Source organism: Pseudonocardia sp. 2-7, from assembly GCF_056341085.1.
Genome location: NZ_CP094507.1, coordinates 268517 through 284789, shown reverse-complemented (window position 1 = coordinate 284789; position 16273 = coordinate 268517). Strand labels below are relative to the sequence as shown.

18 protein-coding genes are annotated in these 16273 nt (G+C 74.9%); 14 read left to right on the top strand and 4 right to left on the bottom strand.

What is annotated here, in order from left to right:
* Positions 1-34: 34 nt before the first annotated feature.
* Positions 35-1246 carry a M20 metallopeptidase family protein gene (locus MTO91_RS01430; protein ID WP_405420238.1) on the top strand — a complete coding sequence of 404 codons (1212 nt, stop codon included), beginning with the start codon at positions 35-37 and terminating at the stop codon, positions 1244-1246.
* Positions 1247-1311: 65 nt separating this feature from the next.
* On the opposite strand, the gene MTO91_RS01425 is transcribed toward MTO91_RS01430, so the two are convergent.
* Positions 1312-1461: a hypothetical protein gene (locus tag MTO91_RS01425; protein WP_157818417.1), complete on the bottom strand. Its 150-nt coding sequence runs from the start codon at positions 1459-1461 to the stop codon at positions 1312-1314.
* A gap of 323 nt (positions 1462-1784) precedes the next feature.
* On the opposite strand from MTO91_RS01425, the gene MTO91_RS01420 reads away from it, so the two are divergent.
* The 4 genes from MTO91_RS01420 (at position 1785) to MTO91_RS01405 (ending at position 6167) form a co-directional block, all read left to right on the top strand.
* Positions 1785-3191, top strand: coding sequence for an MFS transporter (locus tag MTO91_RS01420; protein ID WP_073575729.1), 1407 nt, complete (start codon positions 1785-1787; stop codon positions 3189-3191).
* Between the two features lie 42 nt (positions 3192-3233).
* Positions 3234-4532: an amidase gene (locus MTO91_RS01415; RefSeq protein WP_139282812.1), complete on the top strand. Its 1299-nt coding sequence runs from the start codon at positions 3234-3236 to the stop codon at positions 4530-4532.
* Positions 4533-4540: 8 nt separating this feature from the next.
* Entirely contained in the window at positions 4541-5092 is a 552-nt protein-coding gene (locus MTO91_RS01410; RefSeq protein WP_304580125.1) for a hypothetical protein, read from the top strand.
* 130 nt (positions 5093-5222) lie between these two features.
* Positions 5223-6167 (top strand): prephenate dehydrogenase, encoded by a 945-nt coding sequence (locus MTO91_RS01405; RefSeq protein ID WP_174565871.1) that lies wholly within the window; start codon positions 5223-5225, stop codon positions 6165-6167.
* On the opposite strand, the gene MTO91_RS01400 is transcribed toward MTO91_RS01405, so the two are convergent.
* The gene (locus tag MTO91_RS01400; RefSeq protein WP_073575923.1) at positions 6164-6745 is read right to left on the bottom strand and encodes a putative glycolipid-binding domain-containing protein; all 582 of its coding nucleotides are present in this window, start codon (positions 6743-6745) and stop codon (positions 6164-6166) included. The two genes, MTO91_RS01405 and MTO91_RS01400, sit on opposite strands and share 4 nt — an antisense overlap.
* Before the next feature lie 94 nt (positions 6746-6839).
* Complete coding sequence (ligD, locus tag MTO91_RS01395) at positions 6840-7754, bottom strand: non-homologous end-joining DNA ligase (protein ID WP_476654988.1); 915 nt, start codon at positions 7752-7754, stop codon at positions 6840-6842.
* Positions 7755-7806: 52 nt separating this feature from the next.
* Here ligD and ku point away from each other — a divergent pair, with 52 nt between their 5' ends.
* Complete coding sequence (gene ku / locus MTO91_RS01390; protein WP_476653434.1) at positions 7807-8772, top strand: non-homologous end joining protein Ku; 966 nt, start codon at positions 7807-7809, stop codon at positions 8770-8772.
* Between the two features lie 9 nt (positions 8773-8781).
* Here the strand turns inward: ku and MTO91_RS01385 are convergent, their stop codons facing one another.
* Positions 8782-10122 (bottom strand): LCP family protein, encoded by a 1341-nt coding sequence (locus MTO91_RS01385; protein WP_476653432.1) that lies wholly within the window; start codon positions 10120-10122, stop codon positions 8782-8784.
* A gap of 149 nt (positions 10123-10271) precedes the next feature.
* On the opposite strand from MTO91_RS01385, the gene MTO91_RS01380 reads away from it, so the two are divergent.
* From MTO91_RS01380 to MTO91_RS01345, 8 genes are all read left to right on the top strand, one after another.
* On the top strand, positions 10272-11123 hold the full coding sequence (locus MTO91_RS01380; RefSeq protein WP_476653431.1) for a nucleoside phosphorylase: 852 nt from the start codon (positions 10272-10274) through the stop codon (positions 11121-11123).
* A gap of 11 nt (positions 11124-11134) precedes the next feature.
* Positions 11135-12193, top strand: coding sequence for an NAD-dependent epimerase/dehydratase family protein (locus MTO91_RS01375; RefSeq protein WP_476653430.1), 1059 nt, complete (start codon positions 11135-11137; stop codon positions 12191-12193).
* A 78-nt stretch (positions 12194-12271) separates the two neighbouring features.
* A complete protein-coding gene (locus MTO91_RS01370; protein ID WP_476653429.1) occupies positions 12272-12919 on the top strand; it encodes a glycosyltransferase family 2 protein in 648 nt (215 codons plus the stop codon).
* Positions 12916-13605 carry a TIGR04282 family arsenosugar biosynthesis glycosyltransferase gene (locus MTO91_RS01365; RefSeq protein ID WP_476653427.1) on the top strand — a complete coding sequence of 230 codons (690 nt, stop codon included), beginning with the start codon at positions 12916-12918 and terminating at the stop codon, positions 13603-13605. Before MTO91_RS01370 ends, MTO91_RS01365 begins: the two co-directional genes overlap by 4 nt.
* A complete protein-coding gene (locus MTO91_RS01360; RefSeq protein ID WP_253069312.1) occupies positions 13602-14225 on the top strand; it encodes a methyltransferase domain-containing protein in 624 nt (207 codons plus the stop codon). The genes MTO91_RS01365 and MTO91_RS01360 overlap by 4 nt, the downstream gene beginning before the upstream one ends.
* Entirely contained in the window at positions 14222-15478 is a 1257-nt protein-coding gene (locus tag MTO91_RS01355) for a molybdopterin-dependent oxidoreductase (protein ID WP_253069313.1), read from the top strand. The genes MTO91_RS01360 and MTO91_RS01355 overlap by 4 nt, the downstream gene beginning before the upstream one ends.
* Positions 15462-15902: a hypothetical protein gene (locus MTO91_RS01350; RefSeq protein ID WP_062399489.1), complete on the top strand. Its 441-nt coding sequence runs from the start codon at positions 15462-15464 to the stop codon at positions 15900-15902. The genes MTO91_RS01355 and MTO91_RS01350 overlap by 17 nt, the downstream gene beginning before the upstream one ends.
* Positions 15899-16267, top strand: a complete 369-nt coding sequence (locus MTO91_RS01345) for a PH domain-containing protein (protein ID WP_062399487.1) — start codon at positions 15899-15901, stop codon at positions 16265-16267. The genes MTO91_RS01350 and MTO91_RS01345 overlap by 4 nt, the downstream gene beginning before the upstream one ends.
* The last annotated feature ends 6 nt before the right edge of the window (positions 16268-16273 follow it).

The following is a 16273-nucleotide window of genomic DNA, read 5'->3' as shown; positions in this document are numbered from 1 at the left end:
CGCCGGACGGGCTCCGGTCAGCGACGATCGGTCCATGCCCATCACGCCCGCCTCGGTCGCGGGGCTCCCCGGCGGCCTGCTCGAGGCCGCTCGTGTCCTGCAGCCGCGGACGGTCGCGCTGCGCCGGGCGCTGCACCGGGCACCGGAGCTCGGACTGCACCTGCCCCGCACCCGGGACGCGGTCCTGCGGGCCCTCGACGGGCTGCCGCTGCGGATCCGCACGGGCGGGTCCTGCACCTCGGTGACCGCCGTCCTCGACGGCGACCGTCCCGGGCCGACGGTGCTCCTGCGGGGTGACATGGACGCGCTGCCGCTGCCCGAGGACAGCGGACTGGACTTCGCCTCGGCCACCGACGGCGTCATGCACGCCTGCGGGCACGACACCCACACCGCCATGCTCGCCTCGGCCGCGCGGCTGCTCGCGGACCGGCGGGACCGGATCGCCGGCCGGGTGGTGTTCATGTTCCAGCCGGGCGAGGAGGGGTTCCACGGCGCCCGGCACATGATCGACGAGGGCGTACTCGACGAGGACCCCGAGCTGGCCTACGCCCTGCACATCACCTCGACGGTGCCGACGGGGCAGCTCCACCACCGGCCGGGCCCGATCATGGCGGCCGCGGACGTGCTGCGGGTCCGGGTGACCGGCCGCGGCGGGCACGCCTCGGCCCCGCAGGACGCCTGCGACCCGGTCCCCGCCGCCGCGGCGATGGTCGGCGGCCTGCAGACGCTGCTGACCCGCCGGGTCGGGCCGCAGGAGTCCGCGGTCCTCACGGTGTCCCGGATCGAGGCGGGCACCACCGACAACGTCATCCCGGAGACCGCGGAGCTGACCGGGACACTGCGGACGTTGTCGCAGCCGGTGCGCACGCTGCTGCACCGGGCGGTCACCGAGCACTGCCGGCACACCGCGCTGGCCTACGGCTGCACGGCCGAGGCCGAGATCGTCCCGGGCTACCCCGTCACCCGCAACGACGACCGCGCGACCGCCGGGCTGGTCCGAGTCGCGGAGAAGGTGCTCGGCCGCGGCGCCTGCGTGGCGATGCCGGACCCGCTGATGGGGGCGGAGGACTTCTCCTACGTGCTGGACCGGGTGCCGGGCTCGCTGGCGTTCCTGGGGGCGCGGCCGCCGTCGGTCGACCCGGCCCTCGCCCCGCCGAACCACTCGAACCGGGTGGTGTTCGACGAGGCCGCGTTCCCGGCGGGGGTCGCCGTGTACGCGGGACTCGCCCTGGCCGCGACCGGCTGAGCCCCGCCCGGTACGCGACGGCGCCGCACCCCCCTTGTGGGATGCGGCGCCGGGAGCGCGAACGCTCAGACGGTCTCCTCGACCTGCTCGGCCGGGGCCACGCGGCCGTAGCCCTTCCAGGTGCGCTGGGCGTAGGCGGCCAGCGCGGAGGTGACCGCCAGGCCCACCCCCGTGCTCGCGATGATCGACAGGAAGACGGCGTTCGACACAGCCATGACGGCTCCTCCTCACACGGGCACGCGCCGGGTCCGGTGACCGGGTCCGGATGACCCGGGCGGAGTCGCGACGCTTGCGAGTCCCACGGGCGCTGCCTGCGCCCGCCGACCACGGTCCCACGTCGGAAAAGCGCTGTCCCGCCTGCGGAAGTACCGATTCGAATGACTCCGCTCACAGACATGTCGGTGCCTCATCCGGCATGGGGGGCGACGTCTCGTTAACGTCGAGGAGAACTGTTTCACGAAACGGACAGAACGCCACGGATCGACAGTTTCCCGACGAAAGCTTCATCCGTGGCGTGCACTGTCGCCAGGGGGAACGCGTGGACGACACAGCAGAAGGGGCGGTCGACGGCGTCACCGTCACCGATCCCGCGACCATGCGGCGCGCTGTTGCGGCGGCCGCGGTCGGCAATATCACCGAATGGTTCGACTTCGGTGTCTACGGTTATCTGGCCACGACCATCGAGGCCGAATTCTTCCCACCCGGGCCGCTGTCCCAGGTGGCGGTGTTCGCGACGTTCGCGATCGCGTTCTTCTTCCGTCCGCTGGGCGGGCTGTTCTTCGGTCCGCTGGGCGACCGCATCGGCCGGACCAAGGTCCTGTCGATCACGGTCATCCTGATGGCGCTGGGCACGTTCCTGATCGGGCTCATCCCGTCGTACGCCTCGATCGGGCTGGCCGCGCCGATCCTGCTCGTCGCCGCCCGCGTCCTGCAGGGCTTCTCCACCGGCGGTGAGTACGCCGGCGCCATGACCTTCATCGCCGAGTACGCCCCCGACCGTCGTCGCGGGTACTTCGGCAGCTTCCTGGAGCTCGGCACGTTCGTCGGCTACGCACTCGGCGCCACCATCGCCTCGGTGCTGCCGCTGGTCCTCAGCGCCGAGTCCATGTCGAGCTGGGGCTGGCGGATCCCGTTCTTCGTCGCGCTGCCGCTGGGCATCGTCGGGGTGTACCTGCGGGTCAAGCTGGAGGAGACCCCGGCCTTCCAGACCCTGCTCTCGGAGTCCGAGGAGCGCGAGGGCACCCAGGTGAAGGACGGCCTCAAGCTGATCTTCACGAAGTACCTGCCGACCTTCGTCATGGTCGGTGGCGTCGTCGTCGCCTGGAACGTCACGAACTACATGCTGACCAGCTACATGCCGACCTATCTGGAGACCACGGTCGACCAGCACGGCGGCACCTCGATCGACTCCACGACGTCGTCGTGGCTGCAGATCGCGGTGCTGTGGCTGGCGGTGTTCATCATCCCGCTGCTCGGGCGGCTCTCCGACCGCACCGGGCGCAAGCCGATCATGTGGGTCGGCGCGGGCGGGCTGATCGTGCTCGGCATCCCGATGATCCTTCTGATGCAGGACGGGTCGGTGCCCGCGGTGTTCCTCGGCCTGCTGGTCATGGGGCTGCTGCTGATCTGCTTCTCGGCCACCGGGCCGTCGACGCTGCCGGCGCTGTTCCCGACACAGATCCGCTACGGCGGACTGTCGATCGCGTTCAACATCTTCGTGTCGGCGTTCGCCGGGACCGTGTCGCTGGTGATGTCGGCGCTCGTCCTGTCCACGGGCGACCTGCTGTGGCCCGGCTACTACCTGATCGCGGCGGGGGTCATCGGCGTCGTGACGCTGCTGTTCCTCCCCGAGACGGCGAACCGGCCGCTGCGGGACTCGCAGCCGTCGGCGGGGTCGGTGGACGAGGCGCGCGAGATCGCGGCGACGATGCACGCCGCGCGCTGACCACCGGTTGTCGGAGTCGGGGAGCGACGGCACGCTGAGCGCGTGCTGCCGCTCCCCGATCTGTTGCGGGCCCTCGACTCCGGGGAGCTCTCCCCCTCCGAGCACGTCGACGACGTGCTGTCCCGGCTCGTGTCCGACACCACGAACTGCGTGGTCGCCCTCGACGCCGACCGCGCCCGCGAGCGCGCCGCCGAGCTGACCGCGCTGTCCGCCGCGGGACGACGGCTGGGCCCGCTGCACGGCGTCGCCGTCGGGATCAAGGACCTGGTCGACGTCACCGGGCTGCCGACCCGGTGCGGCTCGCGGCTGCTGGCCGACGCCGCCCCCGCCACCGCCGACGCACCGGTGGTGACGATGCTGCGGGCCGCGGGGGCCGTGGTCGTCGCGAAGCTCCACACCCACGAGTTCGCCTACGGCCCCACCGGCGACGTCGCCGCCACCGGCGCGGCCCGCAACCCACACGACCCGGCCCGGATCACGGGCGGCTCGTCGTCCGGGTCCGCCGCGGCCGTCGCCGCCGGGCACCTCGCGCTGGCCGTCGGGACCGACACCGGGGCGAGCGTGCGGACTCCGGCCGCGCTGTGCGGCGTCGCCGGGCTGAAGCCGCGGCGCGGGGCCATCCCGGGCGAGCGGGTGTTCCCGCTGGCCGAGTCGTTCGACACGGTCGGGCTGCTGGCCGCCGACGCCGCCTCGCTCGCCGTCGCCCGCACCGCGCTCGGGGAGCCCGGCGCGTCGGCCGCGGCGGTGCTGCCCCGGATCGGCGTCGCCGACGACGACTGGTGGCGCCCGCACGACCCGGTGATCGCCGACGCCGTCCGGGCCGCGGCCGACGCGCTCACCGCGCTCGGCGCGCCCGTCGCCGCCCAGGACACCCCCGGCGTGGCCGAGCTCGCCGCCACCTACCCGGTGATCACCGGCGCGGAGGCCTACGCGACCCACCGGCGTTGGTTCGCCGAGCGCCGCGACGAGTACCAGCCCGCGACGGCCGCCCGGCTCGCCCCGCACGCCGAGGCGCCGGCGCACCTCTACGTCGACGCCCGGCGCGAGCGCCGCCGGGTCGGACGCGCCCTGCTCGACCGGCTCGGGGCCTCCTGCGACGTGCTGCTCTGCCCCACCACCCGGCTGCGGGCCACGCCGATCGGCGCGACCGAGCACGACGGGGTGCCGGTGCTGCCGTCGATGCTGCAGCTGACCTCGCCGTTCAACCTGCTCGACCGGCCCGTCGTCGCGCTACCGGTCCCGGTGCCGGGGCTGCCCGCGGGGGTGCAGCTGGTGGGGGTCACCGTCGGTGAGGACGTGCTGCTGGGGCTGGCGCGGGCGCTGGAGAGGGCGTTGCGGTGATCCTCCCGGTGGCGGTGGCACGCGGGGTCGCCGCGGGCGAGGTCGACCGCGTGTACCGCCGCTGGGCGCGGTCGCGGGTGGCCGTGGGCTCGACGCTGCGCACCGCCGCCGGGGTGGTCGAGGTCGTCGCCGTCGACGAGGTGGACCCGGACCGCATCACCGACGACGACGCCCGCGCCGCGGGCGAGCCCTCCGCCGACCGGGTGCGCCGCGCGTTCCGCGGAACGCGGTCCGACCCGGTGTTCCGCATCGGGCTGCGCTTCGCCGGGGCCGACCCGCGGGAGTCGCTGCGGGACGCGACCGGGGACCTCGACGACGTCGTCGCGGCCCTGGACCGGATGGACCGCCGGTCGCGCCGGGGGCCCTGGACCCGGCCGACGCTGCGGCTGGTCGCCGAGCTGCCCGGGGTACGGGCCGCCGAGCTCGCGGAGCGGGCCGGGCGGGACACCCCGGCGTTCAAGCGCGACGTCCGCGCGCTCAAGGAGCTGGGCCTGACCGAGAGCCTGGAGGTCGGCTACCGGCTCTCCCCCCGCGGGGCCGCGCTGCTCGCCGGACCATGATCACCGGTTGTGGAGTCCGGAGTGCGCTGTCCGTGCCTCTGCGCTCCACAACCGGTGATCACCGGGTCGGGCGGTGCGACGAGCGGAGTCCGCGCGGGGCCGGGAACCGCGGTCTCTACCCTCGTGACGCATGCGAGCGGTGTGTGTGCTGGGGACCGGACTGATCGGCGGGTCGCTGCTGCGGGCCGCGGCCCGCGCCGGGCGCGAGGTGTGGGGCACCGCCGCGTCCGAGCCGACCGCGGCCGCCGCCGTCGCCGACGGGTTCGACGTCACCACCGACACCGACGCCGCGCTGGCCCGGGCCGCCGAGGCCGACGCGCTGGTCGTCGTGTGCGTCCCGCTGACCGCGCTGGAGGCGGTGCTGCGCCGCGTCGACGCGGTCGCCCCCACCTGCCGGCTCACCGACGCGGTGAGCGTGAAGGTGTCGGTCGCCGACGCGGTCGCCCAGTTCGCACCGCGCACCCGGTTCGTCGGCGGGCACCCGATGGCCGGCACCGCCGAGTCCGGCTGGCCCGCCGGGTCCGCGGACCTGTTCACCGGCGCCGCCTGGGTGGTCGCCGCCGACGACGGCCTCGACGTCGAGGTGTGGCGCGACGTCGCGGAGCTGGCCTGGGACTGCGGGTCCCGGGTGGTGCCCGCGGCCGTCGACGAGCACGACGTCGCCGTCGCCCGGATCTCGCACCTGCCGCACCTGTTCGCCGCGGTGCTCGCCTCCGTCGGCGCCGGTGAGCAGGGCGACGACCTCGCCCTCGCCCTGTCCGCGAGCTCGTTCGCCGACGGCACCCGGGTGGCCGGGACCCGGCCCGAGCTGGTCCTGGCGATGTGCGAGGGCAACCGGGGCGCGCTGCTCGCCGCCGTCGACGACGCGCTGGGCAGGCTCGGCGCGATGCGCGGGGCGCTGGCCTCCACCGGTGGGCTGGCCGCGACCGTGCGCTCCGGGCACGAGGCGCGGATGCGGTGGGCCTCGACCCGCGAGCCGCTGGAGGTGCCGGTCGACCTCGGCGCACCGGACGTGTTCGCCGAGCTGCGCGAGCTCGGCCGCCGCGGCGACGTCGTCGAGCCGGTGAAGCGCTAGAGAGTCACCCGGGACGCGATGCCCGGGTAGTCGAGGACGAAGCCGTCGTCGTCGACGGTCATGTCGGCGGCGAACGAACCCGCGGCGAAGCCGACGACCGCTGGCGTGCCGGGCGACCCGGCCGTCACGGTGCGGTAGGTCTGCTCGGTGTTCTCGACGGTCAGTGTCGGGAGGTCGACGAACACCATCGGCAGCACGTGCTCGGCGGGCTCACGGTGCAGGGCGAGGCGCCGGACCGGGAGCGCGTTGAACACCGGGCTGAAGGCGAGGTCGACGTCACGGGCGCCGCCGAAGTGGCCGCGGCTGCCGCCGGAGCCGTCGTCGACCAGCCAGACGCCGTCGGTGCTGCGCGACAGCGTGAGCTGCTGCTCCCCCTCGGCGGTGGCGACGTCGACGGCGAGCCGCGACAGCGTCCCGTCGCCGGCGACGACGAGCCGGTAGGACGCGGTGAGCACCCCGCCCTCCCCGCCGCGGATGATCCGGCCGACGGCACGGAACCCACCGCCGTTGGTCGTGATGCGCGCCGACTCCATGCCCGCGGCGCCGTCGGTCTCGGGGTCGGACCGCCAGGTCAGCATGACCGCCACGCGCGTCACCTCCGGGTCGTCGATGTCGGGCACACCGAACCACATCGCCGCCGGCACCCCGCGAACGGGTGATGATCAGGCGTCCTCAGCGGGGCTCCCGGCGGACGTCGACGGCGTCGACGTCGTCGCGGATCCCGCGGAAGACCGGCTGCCGCAGCCGGCCGGCCGCCGTCCACCCGAGGTGGGCGACTTCGGCGACGACCGTCGGGGAACACCAGCGTGCGCCCGCGGCGTCGACCCGGGGCAGGACCTGCGCGAACGGCGACTCCGGTGCCCCGGTCAGCCGGGCGGTGAGCAGCTCCTGCACCGCCGCCCCGGCCAGCCCGGACCCGACCCGGCCGGCGAACTCCAGCCCGTCCGGCCCGGGGACACCGAGCAGCAGCGCCCCGATCCGCCCCGCAGCACCGGACCTCTCGGGTTTCCAGCCGCCCACCACACAGGACTGCGAGTGCCGGTGGGCGATCTTCACCCAGTCCGGGCTGCGCCGGCCCGGCCGGTACCGCGAGTCCTCCCTCTTGGCGACGACGCCCTCCAGCCCCCGCGACGCCGTCACCTCCAGCAGTGCGGCCCCGTCCGGGTAGAGCGGCGAGGTCTCGACGTGCGGGGTCGCGGACAGGTCGAGCCGTTCCAGGGTGGCCCGGCGCTCGGCCAGCGGGCGGTCGAGCAGCGGGACCCCGTAGAGGCGCAGCACGTCGAACACCATGAACGTGACCGGGCGGCCGCCTACGGGGCCGTGGATCCGGTGGGCGAGCGCGGCGAAGCTGGGGACACCACCGTCGAGCAGCACCACCTCGCCGTCGAGGAGCACGTCAGGGGCAAGGTCCACCAGACCGGCGAGTTCGGGGAAGTTCGCGGTGACATCGCGGCCGGAACGGGTACGCAGGCGCAGTGCCGGCTCACCACCGCCGTCGGTGACCTCGGCCAGCACGCGCATGCCGTCCCACTTGACCTCGAACGACCAGCCGGCCCCGGTCGGCAGGGGTCCGGGGGTGGCGAGCATGGGCTGCACACCGTCATGCTGTCACTTCGGACGGCACGCGAGGGGGGACCGTATGCGCGCGATCTGGAGCGGGGCCGTGTCCTTCGGGCTGGTCAGCGTGCCGATCAAGGTCTATTCGGCGACGTCCAACCACGACGTCCGGTTCCACCAGGTGCACGGTGAGGACGGCGGCCGCATCCGCTACAAGCGGACCTGCGAGGTGTGCGGCGAGGAGGTCACCTACGCCGACATCGTGAAGGGCTTCGAGACCCCCGACGGCGAGCTGATCACCCTCGACGACTCCGACCTCGCGTCGCTGCCCGTGAAGACGGGGCACGAGATCGACGTCATCGAGTTCGTGCCGAACGACCAGATCGACCCGATGCTGTTCGACAAGAGCTACTACCTCGAGCCGGAGACCAAGGCCGCCAAGCCCTACGCGCTGCTGCGCGAGGCACTCGAGGAGACCGACCGCACCGCCGTGGTGAAGGTGGCGCTGCGCCAGCGCGAGACCCTCGCGCTGCTACGGGTGCGCGGCAAGGCGATCGTGCTCCAGACCCTCATCTGGCAGGACGAGATCCGCGAGCCGGACTTCGACATCCTCGACAACGAGGTCGACCTCAAGCCGCAGGAACTGAAGATGGCGTCGTCGCTGGTCGAGAGCATGGGCGCGGACTTCGACCCGTCGGAGTTCCACGACGAGTACCGCGACGCGATGGCCGACCTCATCGAGGCGAAGCGCTCCGACGGCAACGCCCGCCCGGCGCCCGCCGCGGAGGCCGCCGACGACGGCGGGGACTCGATGAGCGACCTGCTGTCGGCGCTGCAGGCCAGTGTGGACGCGGCCCGGTCGACGAAGTCGGACTCCGGGTCGGGGTCCGGTTCGGGGTCCGGGTCGGCGGAGAAGAAGACCCCAGCCCGGCGGTCGTCCTCCCGGACGAAGAAGACCGAGGAGAAGGACGCCGGGACCGGCACCGACGACGCGAAGCCCGCGAAGCCGGCCACCACACGTCGGCGGTCGACGAAGAAGACCGCCTGACCGGCGCCCTCAGGGCCCGAAGCTGGACTCCGGCGGCGCCTGGTCGTTCTGCAGGGCGCCGAACAGCGCCTGGGCCCGGGCGCGGTCCCAGCGCAGGTTCGACCCGCCCGTGCTGCCGCCGATCGGGACGGTCGTCTGCACGCCGTCGCCGCTGGAGACGCCCTTCATCCCCCAGGCCAGGCCGGCGAGGTTCCAGATGTGGTCGGAGTCGTCGACGGTGATGGTGCCGGTCACCGCGGACGCCAGCGGGACCATCCGGAACGGGTTGATCAGCGTGAGCGGGCTGGTGGCCCTGCCCAGCAGCGCGGAGAGGAACTCGCGCTGGCGCTGGACGCGGTCGAAGTCCGAGCCGGGCGTCGCGCGGGTGCGGACGTAGCCGAGCGCGGTCGTCCCGTCCAGCTCCTGGCAGCCCGCCTGGATGTCGAGGCCCGCCTTCGGGTCGTCGATGGCGCGGGGGACGCACATGTCCACCCCGCCGACCGCGTCGACCGCGCCGACGAACCCGCCGAAGCCGACTTCGACGTAGTGGTCGATACGCAGGCCGGTCGCGGCCTCGACGGTCTCGACGAGCAGCTCCGGGCCGCCGAACGCGAACGCCGCGTTGACCTTGTTGCTGCCGTTCCCGGGGATCGGGAGGTACGAGTCGCGCGGGATGGAGACGAGCACGCTGCCGGAGCTGCCCGTGTGCAGCAGCATGATCGTGTCGGTGCGCTGGCCCGCCGCGTCACCGGTGGCGAGGCGTTCCTCGTCCTCGGCGGAGAGTCCCTCGCGGCTGTCCGATCCCACGATCAGGTAGTTCGTCCCCGACGACGACGCCTGGGAGTCCGCGGGCAGCGCCTGCACCCGGGTCATGTTCTGGTCGAGGTAGACGCCGAACCCGACGAACGCGACCAGCAGCAGGATCAGCACGGCCTTCCAGCGCCCGCGGGTGGCACGACGGACGCGGCGCCAGTCCGGCATCGACGGGCCGCGGGTGACCCGGCCGTCGCGGGGGGCCTGCGACGCGGGATGCACCCCGGCCCCCGCTCCCCCGGCTCCGGAACCGGAAGGGCGCGGCATGGCCGGACCACGGGGCGGCGCGGCGGCCCGGGTCGGTGGCGGCGCCCCGGCGGCCCGGCCGGGCGGCGGCTTGCGCAGCGGTCCGCGGCCCCCGCGCGACGGCGGGGCCCCGGGCGGCTGCTGCGGCGGGGACGGCGGCGGGAGCGGACGGCCCCCGTGTCCGGGCAGCGGGTTGCGGGGCTGGTTCGTCCAGCCGGGGCTGCCGGGCCGCGCGGGACGGCCGCCGCGCGGCGGCTCGCCCTGCGGCGGACGCCCGCCCGCGGGGGGCGGGCCGCGGAAGTCTCCGGCCATGCCTGTGCCACCCTCCGATCGGCCCGGATCCTGGGCATCCGCGGCCGACGATACTGCGCGCCGTCGTCACCGGGACGCCGGGCGAGAGGGTCACCCCGCCCACCTGCGGTGTTCCACCCGACCGGGTGCGCGGGGGATGATCGTCGACGATGGACCTCCCCCTGCACGAGGACGACCTGGACGCCGAGGGCGTGATCCGGGCGTCGGCGATCACCCCGCTCCGCCCGGACATGCCGGCCGCGGCGGTGCTGTGCTGGTTCCCCGAGGTCGTCGAGGACGTCGGGACCCGCTCCGAGACGGTGACCGTGCTGCGCAGCGAGCTCGGCCGCAGCCCGGTGTGGCGTACGACCGGGCCCGGCGGGACACCGGTCGCGGTACTGCACCCCGGCGTCGGCGCGCCGCTGGCGGTGATGTTCCTGGAGCACCTCGCGGCGCTGGGCGTCCGCACCGTCGTCGGGGTCGGCGGGGCCGGGGCGCTGCGGCACGAGCTGACGCTGGGGCACGCCGTCGTCCTGGGCAGCGCGCTGCGCGACGAGGGTACCTCGTTCCACTACCAGCCGCCGTCGCGGACGATCGACGCCGACCCGGACGGCGTCGACGCGGTGGTCCGGGTGCTCGACGGCGCCGGGGTGCCGCACGTCGTCGGGCGGTGCTGGACCACCGACGCCGTGTTCCGGGAGACCCCGGCGCGGGTCGCGCGGCGCCGCGACGAGGGCTGCGCGGTGGTCGACATGGAGGCGTCCGCGCTGGTCGCGGCCGCGCGCCGGATCGGGGTCGGCTACGGCCAGGTGTTCCTCGCCGCGGACTCGCTCGCCGGGCCGGAGTGGGAGCACCGCGGCTGGACCAGTGCCCGCGAGGCCCGGGCGGGCCTGTTCGGCCTGGCGCTGGCCGCGGCCGAGACCTGGGACGGGAGCCGCGGCTCCGGGGCCGGACCACGCGACGACCCGGCCGGCGCCGCGGACGGGGACGGGCGGTGGGCGGGCGGGACCGGTACGCCCTAGCGTCTGCGGGCATGCGCGTCCTCGTCACCGGCGGTGCCGGATTCATCGGGTCCCACGTCGCCGACCGCTTCGTCGCGGACGGCCACGAGGTCGTCCTGTTCGACGCACTGCTGCCGCAGGCGCACGGCGGCGAGGCCCCGGAGCTGGACCACGAGCTGGTCCGCGGCGACGTGCGCGACGCCGACACCCTGTCCCGGCTCCTGCCGGGGGTGGACGCGGTCTGCCACCAGGCCGCCATGGTCGGGCACGGTGTCTCCCCCGCCGACGCCCCCGACTACGCCTCCCACAACGACCTCGGCACCGCGGTGCTGCTGGCGCAGATGCACGCCGCGAAGGTGGACCGGCTCGTGCTGGCCGGGTCGATGGTCGTCTACGGGGAGGGCCGCTACGACTGCCCCGGCCACGGCGTCGTCCGGCCCGGGCCGCGTGCGCTCGACGACATCGACGCCGGACGCTACGAGCCCCGCTGCCCGGAGTGCGGCAAGGACCTCGAGTCCGGCCTCGTCCCGGAGTCCGCGCCGGTCGACCCGCGCAGCACCTACGCCGCCACCAAGCTCGCCCAGGAGCACCTCGCGAGCGCCTGGGCCCGCCAGACCGGCGGGACGGTGTGGTCGCTGCGCTACCACAACGTCTACGGCCCGCGGATGCCCCGCGACACCCCGTACGCGGGCGTCGCGTCGATCTTCCGGTCCGCGCTGGAGCGCGGTGAGGCGCCGCGGGTGATGGAGGACGGCCGGCAGCGCCGGGACTTCGTGCACGTCACCGACGTCGCGGCCGCCAACGCCGCCGCACTCGTCGCCGACCCGGAGCCGACCGGCTTCGGCGCCGCGAACGTCTGCTCCGGCGAGCCGCACACCATCGGCGACCTCGCCGCCGAGCTGGCCCGCGCGATGGACGGCCCCGAGCCCGAGATCATCGGCGGCGCCCGGCCCGGCGACGTGCGCCACGTCGTCGCCGATCCGGCCTACGCGGCGGCCCGGCTGGGCTTCCGCGCCCGGACCACCTTCGCCGACGGGGTGACGGCGTTCGCGACCGACCCGCTCCGTTCACCGATCACCACGAACCGCTGAGGGGCGCCGTTCGAACCTCCTGCGGGACCCTCCCGCATTCGGCGGGCGGTGGACCGGCGGAGAGGTGAAGATCGCGACGTGCACCCGGAGATCGTCCTGCCGTGCCTCGACGAGGCGGAGGCGCTGCCGTATGTCCTGAAGCGGATGCCCGACGACTGGCCGGTGATCGTCGTCGACAACGGGTCGACCGACGACACCGCGGCCGTCGCGCGCGGGCACGGGGCGCGGGTGGTCGTCGAACCGCGTCGCGGCTACGGCGCGGCCGTGCACGCCGGGCTGGAGGCGGCCAGCGGTGAGCTCGTGGCCTTCCTCGACGGCGACGGCTCCCTCGACGCCGACGTGCTGCCCGGCATGGCCGAGACCGTCGCGTCCGGCCGCGCCGACATCGCCGTCGGACGGCGGGTCCCCGACACGGTCGGTGTGTGGCCCTGGCACGCCCGCGCGGCGAACGCGGTGATCGCCGGGATGCTGCGGACCCGAGGGGTCCCGGTGCACGACATCGCCCCGATCCGGGTCGCACGCCGGCAGGCGCTGCTGGACCTGCGGATCGAGGACCGGGCGTTCGGCTACCCGCTGGAGCTGCTGCTGCGGGCGGGCCGGGCGGCCTGGCGGTTCGACGAGATCCCGGTCGCCTACTCCCGGCGTGCCGGCGGGCGGTCCAAGGTCTCCGGCTCGGTCAAGGGCACCGTCCGGGCCGGGCGCGACATGATCCGGCTGCTGCGATGACCGGCCCCGTCACCACCGTCGTCCTCGCGAAGGCACCCGAGCCGGGCCGGGTCAAGACGAGGCTGTGCCCGCCCGCGACGCCCGAGCTCGCCGCGGCGATCGCCTCGGCGGCGCTGCTCGACACCCTCGACGCCGCCGCCGGGGTGGCCGGGGACACCGTCGTCGCGCTGACCGGGGACCGGGCCGCCGCCGTCGGCGCGGCCGATCTGGCCGCCGCGCTGGACGGGCTCGCCGTCGTCACGCAGCGCGGGGAGGGGCTCGCCGCGCGGATCGCCGCCGCGCACGCCGACGCCGCCGCGCTGCACCCGGGCCGCCCCACCCTGCAGGTCGGGATGGACACCCCGCAGGCCACGGCCGAGCTGCTGTCCCACTGTGCGGACCGGCTCGCCGAACCGGGTGTGGACGCCGTCCTCGGCCCCGCGACCGACGGCGGCTGGTGGGTGCTGGGCCTGCGCGACCCGCTCGCCGCCGCCGCGCTGCACGGCGTGCCGATGTCGACCGCCGAGACCGGCGACCGGACGCTGGACGCGCTGCGGGCCGCCGGCCTGCGGGTGGCCCTCACCGAGCCGCTGACCGACGTCGACACGGGGGCGGAGGCCGTCGCCGTCGCCGCGCAGGTCCCGGGGAGCCGCTTCGCCCGCGCCGTCGCCGAGCTCAGGCTGCGATGTCCGGAGGTGTCGGTGTGACCGTGACCGCCGAGGGCTTCGACATGCCGTTGTCCGGCGCCCCCTCCCGCCTGCTCTGCGACGACGGCACCGAGATCGCGCTGGACGTCGGCCGCTGGGCCGACGCCGCCGGTGGCTGCGACGACTGGCTGCTGCGCCACTGCGCGGGCCCCACCCTCGACCTCGGCTGCGGGCCCGGCCGGCTGCTCGTCGCGCTCGCCGCGCGCGGGATCGCCGCCCTCGGCGTCGACGGTTCCGCCGTCTCCCGGGTCCTGTGCCGCCGCCGCAGCGTCGCGATGGTCCAGGCCGACCTGTTCGGCCCGCTGCCCGGCGAGGGCAGCTGGTCCCACGTGCTGCTCGCCGACGGCAACATCGGCATCGGCGGCGACCCGGTCGCCCTGCTCACCCGCGCCGCGCGGCTGCTCGCCCACGGCGGGACGGTGCTGGTGGAGGCCGACCCGCGCCCCGAACACGCGTGGCGCGGTACCGCCCGGGTGCTGTGCGGCAGCGGTGCGGGCGAGCCGATCCCGTGGGCCGCGCAGGGCGCGGTGCCCCTCGCCGTGACGGCCGGGCGTGCCGGTCTGCGGGTGACCGACGTGCACCTCGGCGCCCGGGTGTTCCTGGAGCTGACCGGGCCGTGAGGCGCGTGGTGCGGTGGCGCAGCCCGATCCGGGGCCCCTGGCTGACCTCGATGTTCGCGCTGCCGCTGCTGGTGGGACTGCCGGTCGTGGCGTTCACCGGGCTGCTCGACCGGCTCGCCTACGGCCGGGAACAGGCCATCCCGGCCGCCGACGCCGTCGGCGGGCTGCAGCTGCCGTGGTGGGACTGGCCCGCGTCACCGGCCTGGCTGTTCCGGCTCACCGAGGGCCTGCACGTCGGGCTCGGGATCGTGCTGGTGCCGCTGGTCCTGGCGAAGCTGTGGTCGGTCATCCCGAAGCTGTTCACCGCACCCGAACGCAACCCGGTGACGTTCCTGGAACGGCTGTCACTGGTGCTGCTGGTCGGCTCGATCCTGTTCCTGATCGTCACCGGCCTGCTGAACGTCCAGTACGACTACGTCTTCGGCTTCTCGTTCTACGACGGCCACTACGCCGCGGCCTGGGTGTTCCTGGCCTCGTTCGCGCTGCACGTGGTCACGAAGCTCCCGACGATGGTCCGCTCGCTGCGGGGCCGATCGCTGCGCACCGAGCTGGCCACGCCGCTCGCCGCCACCCGGCCCGAGCCGGCACACCCGCTGGTCGCGCCGGACCCGGACCCCCCGACGATGTCGCGGCGCGGCGCGCTCGCCCTGGTCGGCGGCGGGATGCTGTTCGTCGCGGCGCTGACCGTCGGACAGTTCACCGACCGGCTCCGGTCGACGGCGCTGCTGCTGCCCCGGGGCCGGACGACGGCGCCCGACAGCACCGAGCGGGGCGGCCCGAACGACTTCCCGGTCAACCGCACGTTCGTCGCGTCCGGCATCGCCCCGGCCGCGGTCGGGAGCGCCTGGACGCTGACCTTGACCGGCGGCACGGCACCGGTGGTGCTCGACCGGGCAGCGCTGGCCGCGCTGCCGCAGCACACCGCGGAGCTGCCGATCGCCTGCGTCGAGGGCTGGTCGACCTCGCAGGTGTGGACGGGGGTGCGGCTGACCGACCTGGCCCGCGCCGCGGGCGTGACCGACCCGGAGACCGCGGAGGTGCGGTCGGTCGAGGTGGGGAGTCCGTTCGCCCGCTCGCTGCTCAACCGCGGCCAGACGCTGTCGCCGGACTCGCTGCTCGCGCTGCGGGTCAACGGCGCCGAGCTGTCACCCGACCACGGGTACCCGGCGCGGCTGATCGTCCCGGCGCTCCCCGGGGTGCACAACACCAAGTGGGTCGCGACGATCGGGTTCTCCCGTGCTGCTCCTCGGTAGCCGCCTGCTCGCCGCCCTCGGCTGCTTCGCGCTCGCCGGGTGGGCGGTGTACGCGATCGTCGGCGGGTCCCCGGACCTGGTCACGATGGCCTGGTGGTTCGCCGGCGCGGTCCTGCTGCACGACCTCGTGCTGTTCCCGCTCTACGCCGCCGGGGACCGGCTGCTGCTGCTCGCGCTGCCCCGCACCCGGGTGCCGCTGGTCAACCACGTGCGGATCCCGGTGCTCGGCTCCGGGCTCGCGCTGCTGATGTTCCTGCCCGGGATCATCCGGCAGGGCGCGCTGAGCACGCTGAACGCGACCGGGCTGGACCAGGAGCCCTACCGGATGCGGTGGGTGTGGCTGACCGTCGTGCTGTTCGCCGTCTCCGCGCTGGTCTGGACGGTGCGGACACTGCTCGCCCGCCGGGCAGTATCGGAGCCATGAGCGAACCCGTCTTCGACAAGCGCGATCAGCTCGACAAGGTCGCCGCCGGCCTGCTGGAGGGCGAGCGGATCATCGCCGTCTACGACGCGATCGGTGCCGGCACCGGCTTCCTCGGACTCACCGACCTGCGGGCGGTCCTGCAGGACAACTCCTTCGTCGGCAAGCGCACCGCGATCACCTCGATCCCCTACGGCCGGATCTCCTCGGTGTCGTTCGTCGCCGACCGGAACCTGCTGGGCCGGTTCGCGAGCTCCAGCCAGATCGCGATCACCGTCGGGGCGGCCGTGCACGAGGTGGCCTTCCGCGGCGACGACAAGGCCCGCCACGCCCACGACGTGATCCTCTGGCACCTGACCCGGTCGTGACCGGAG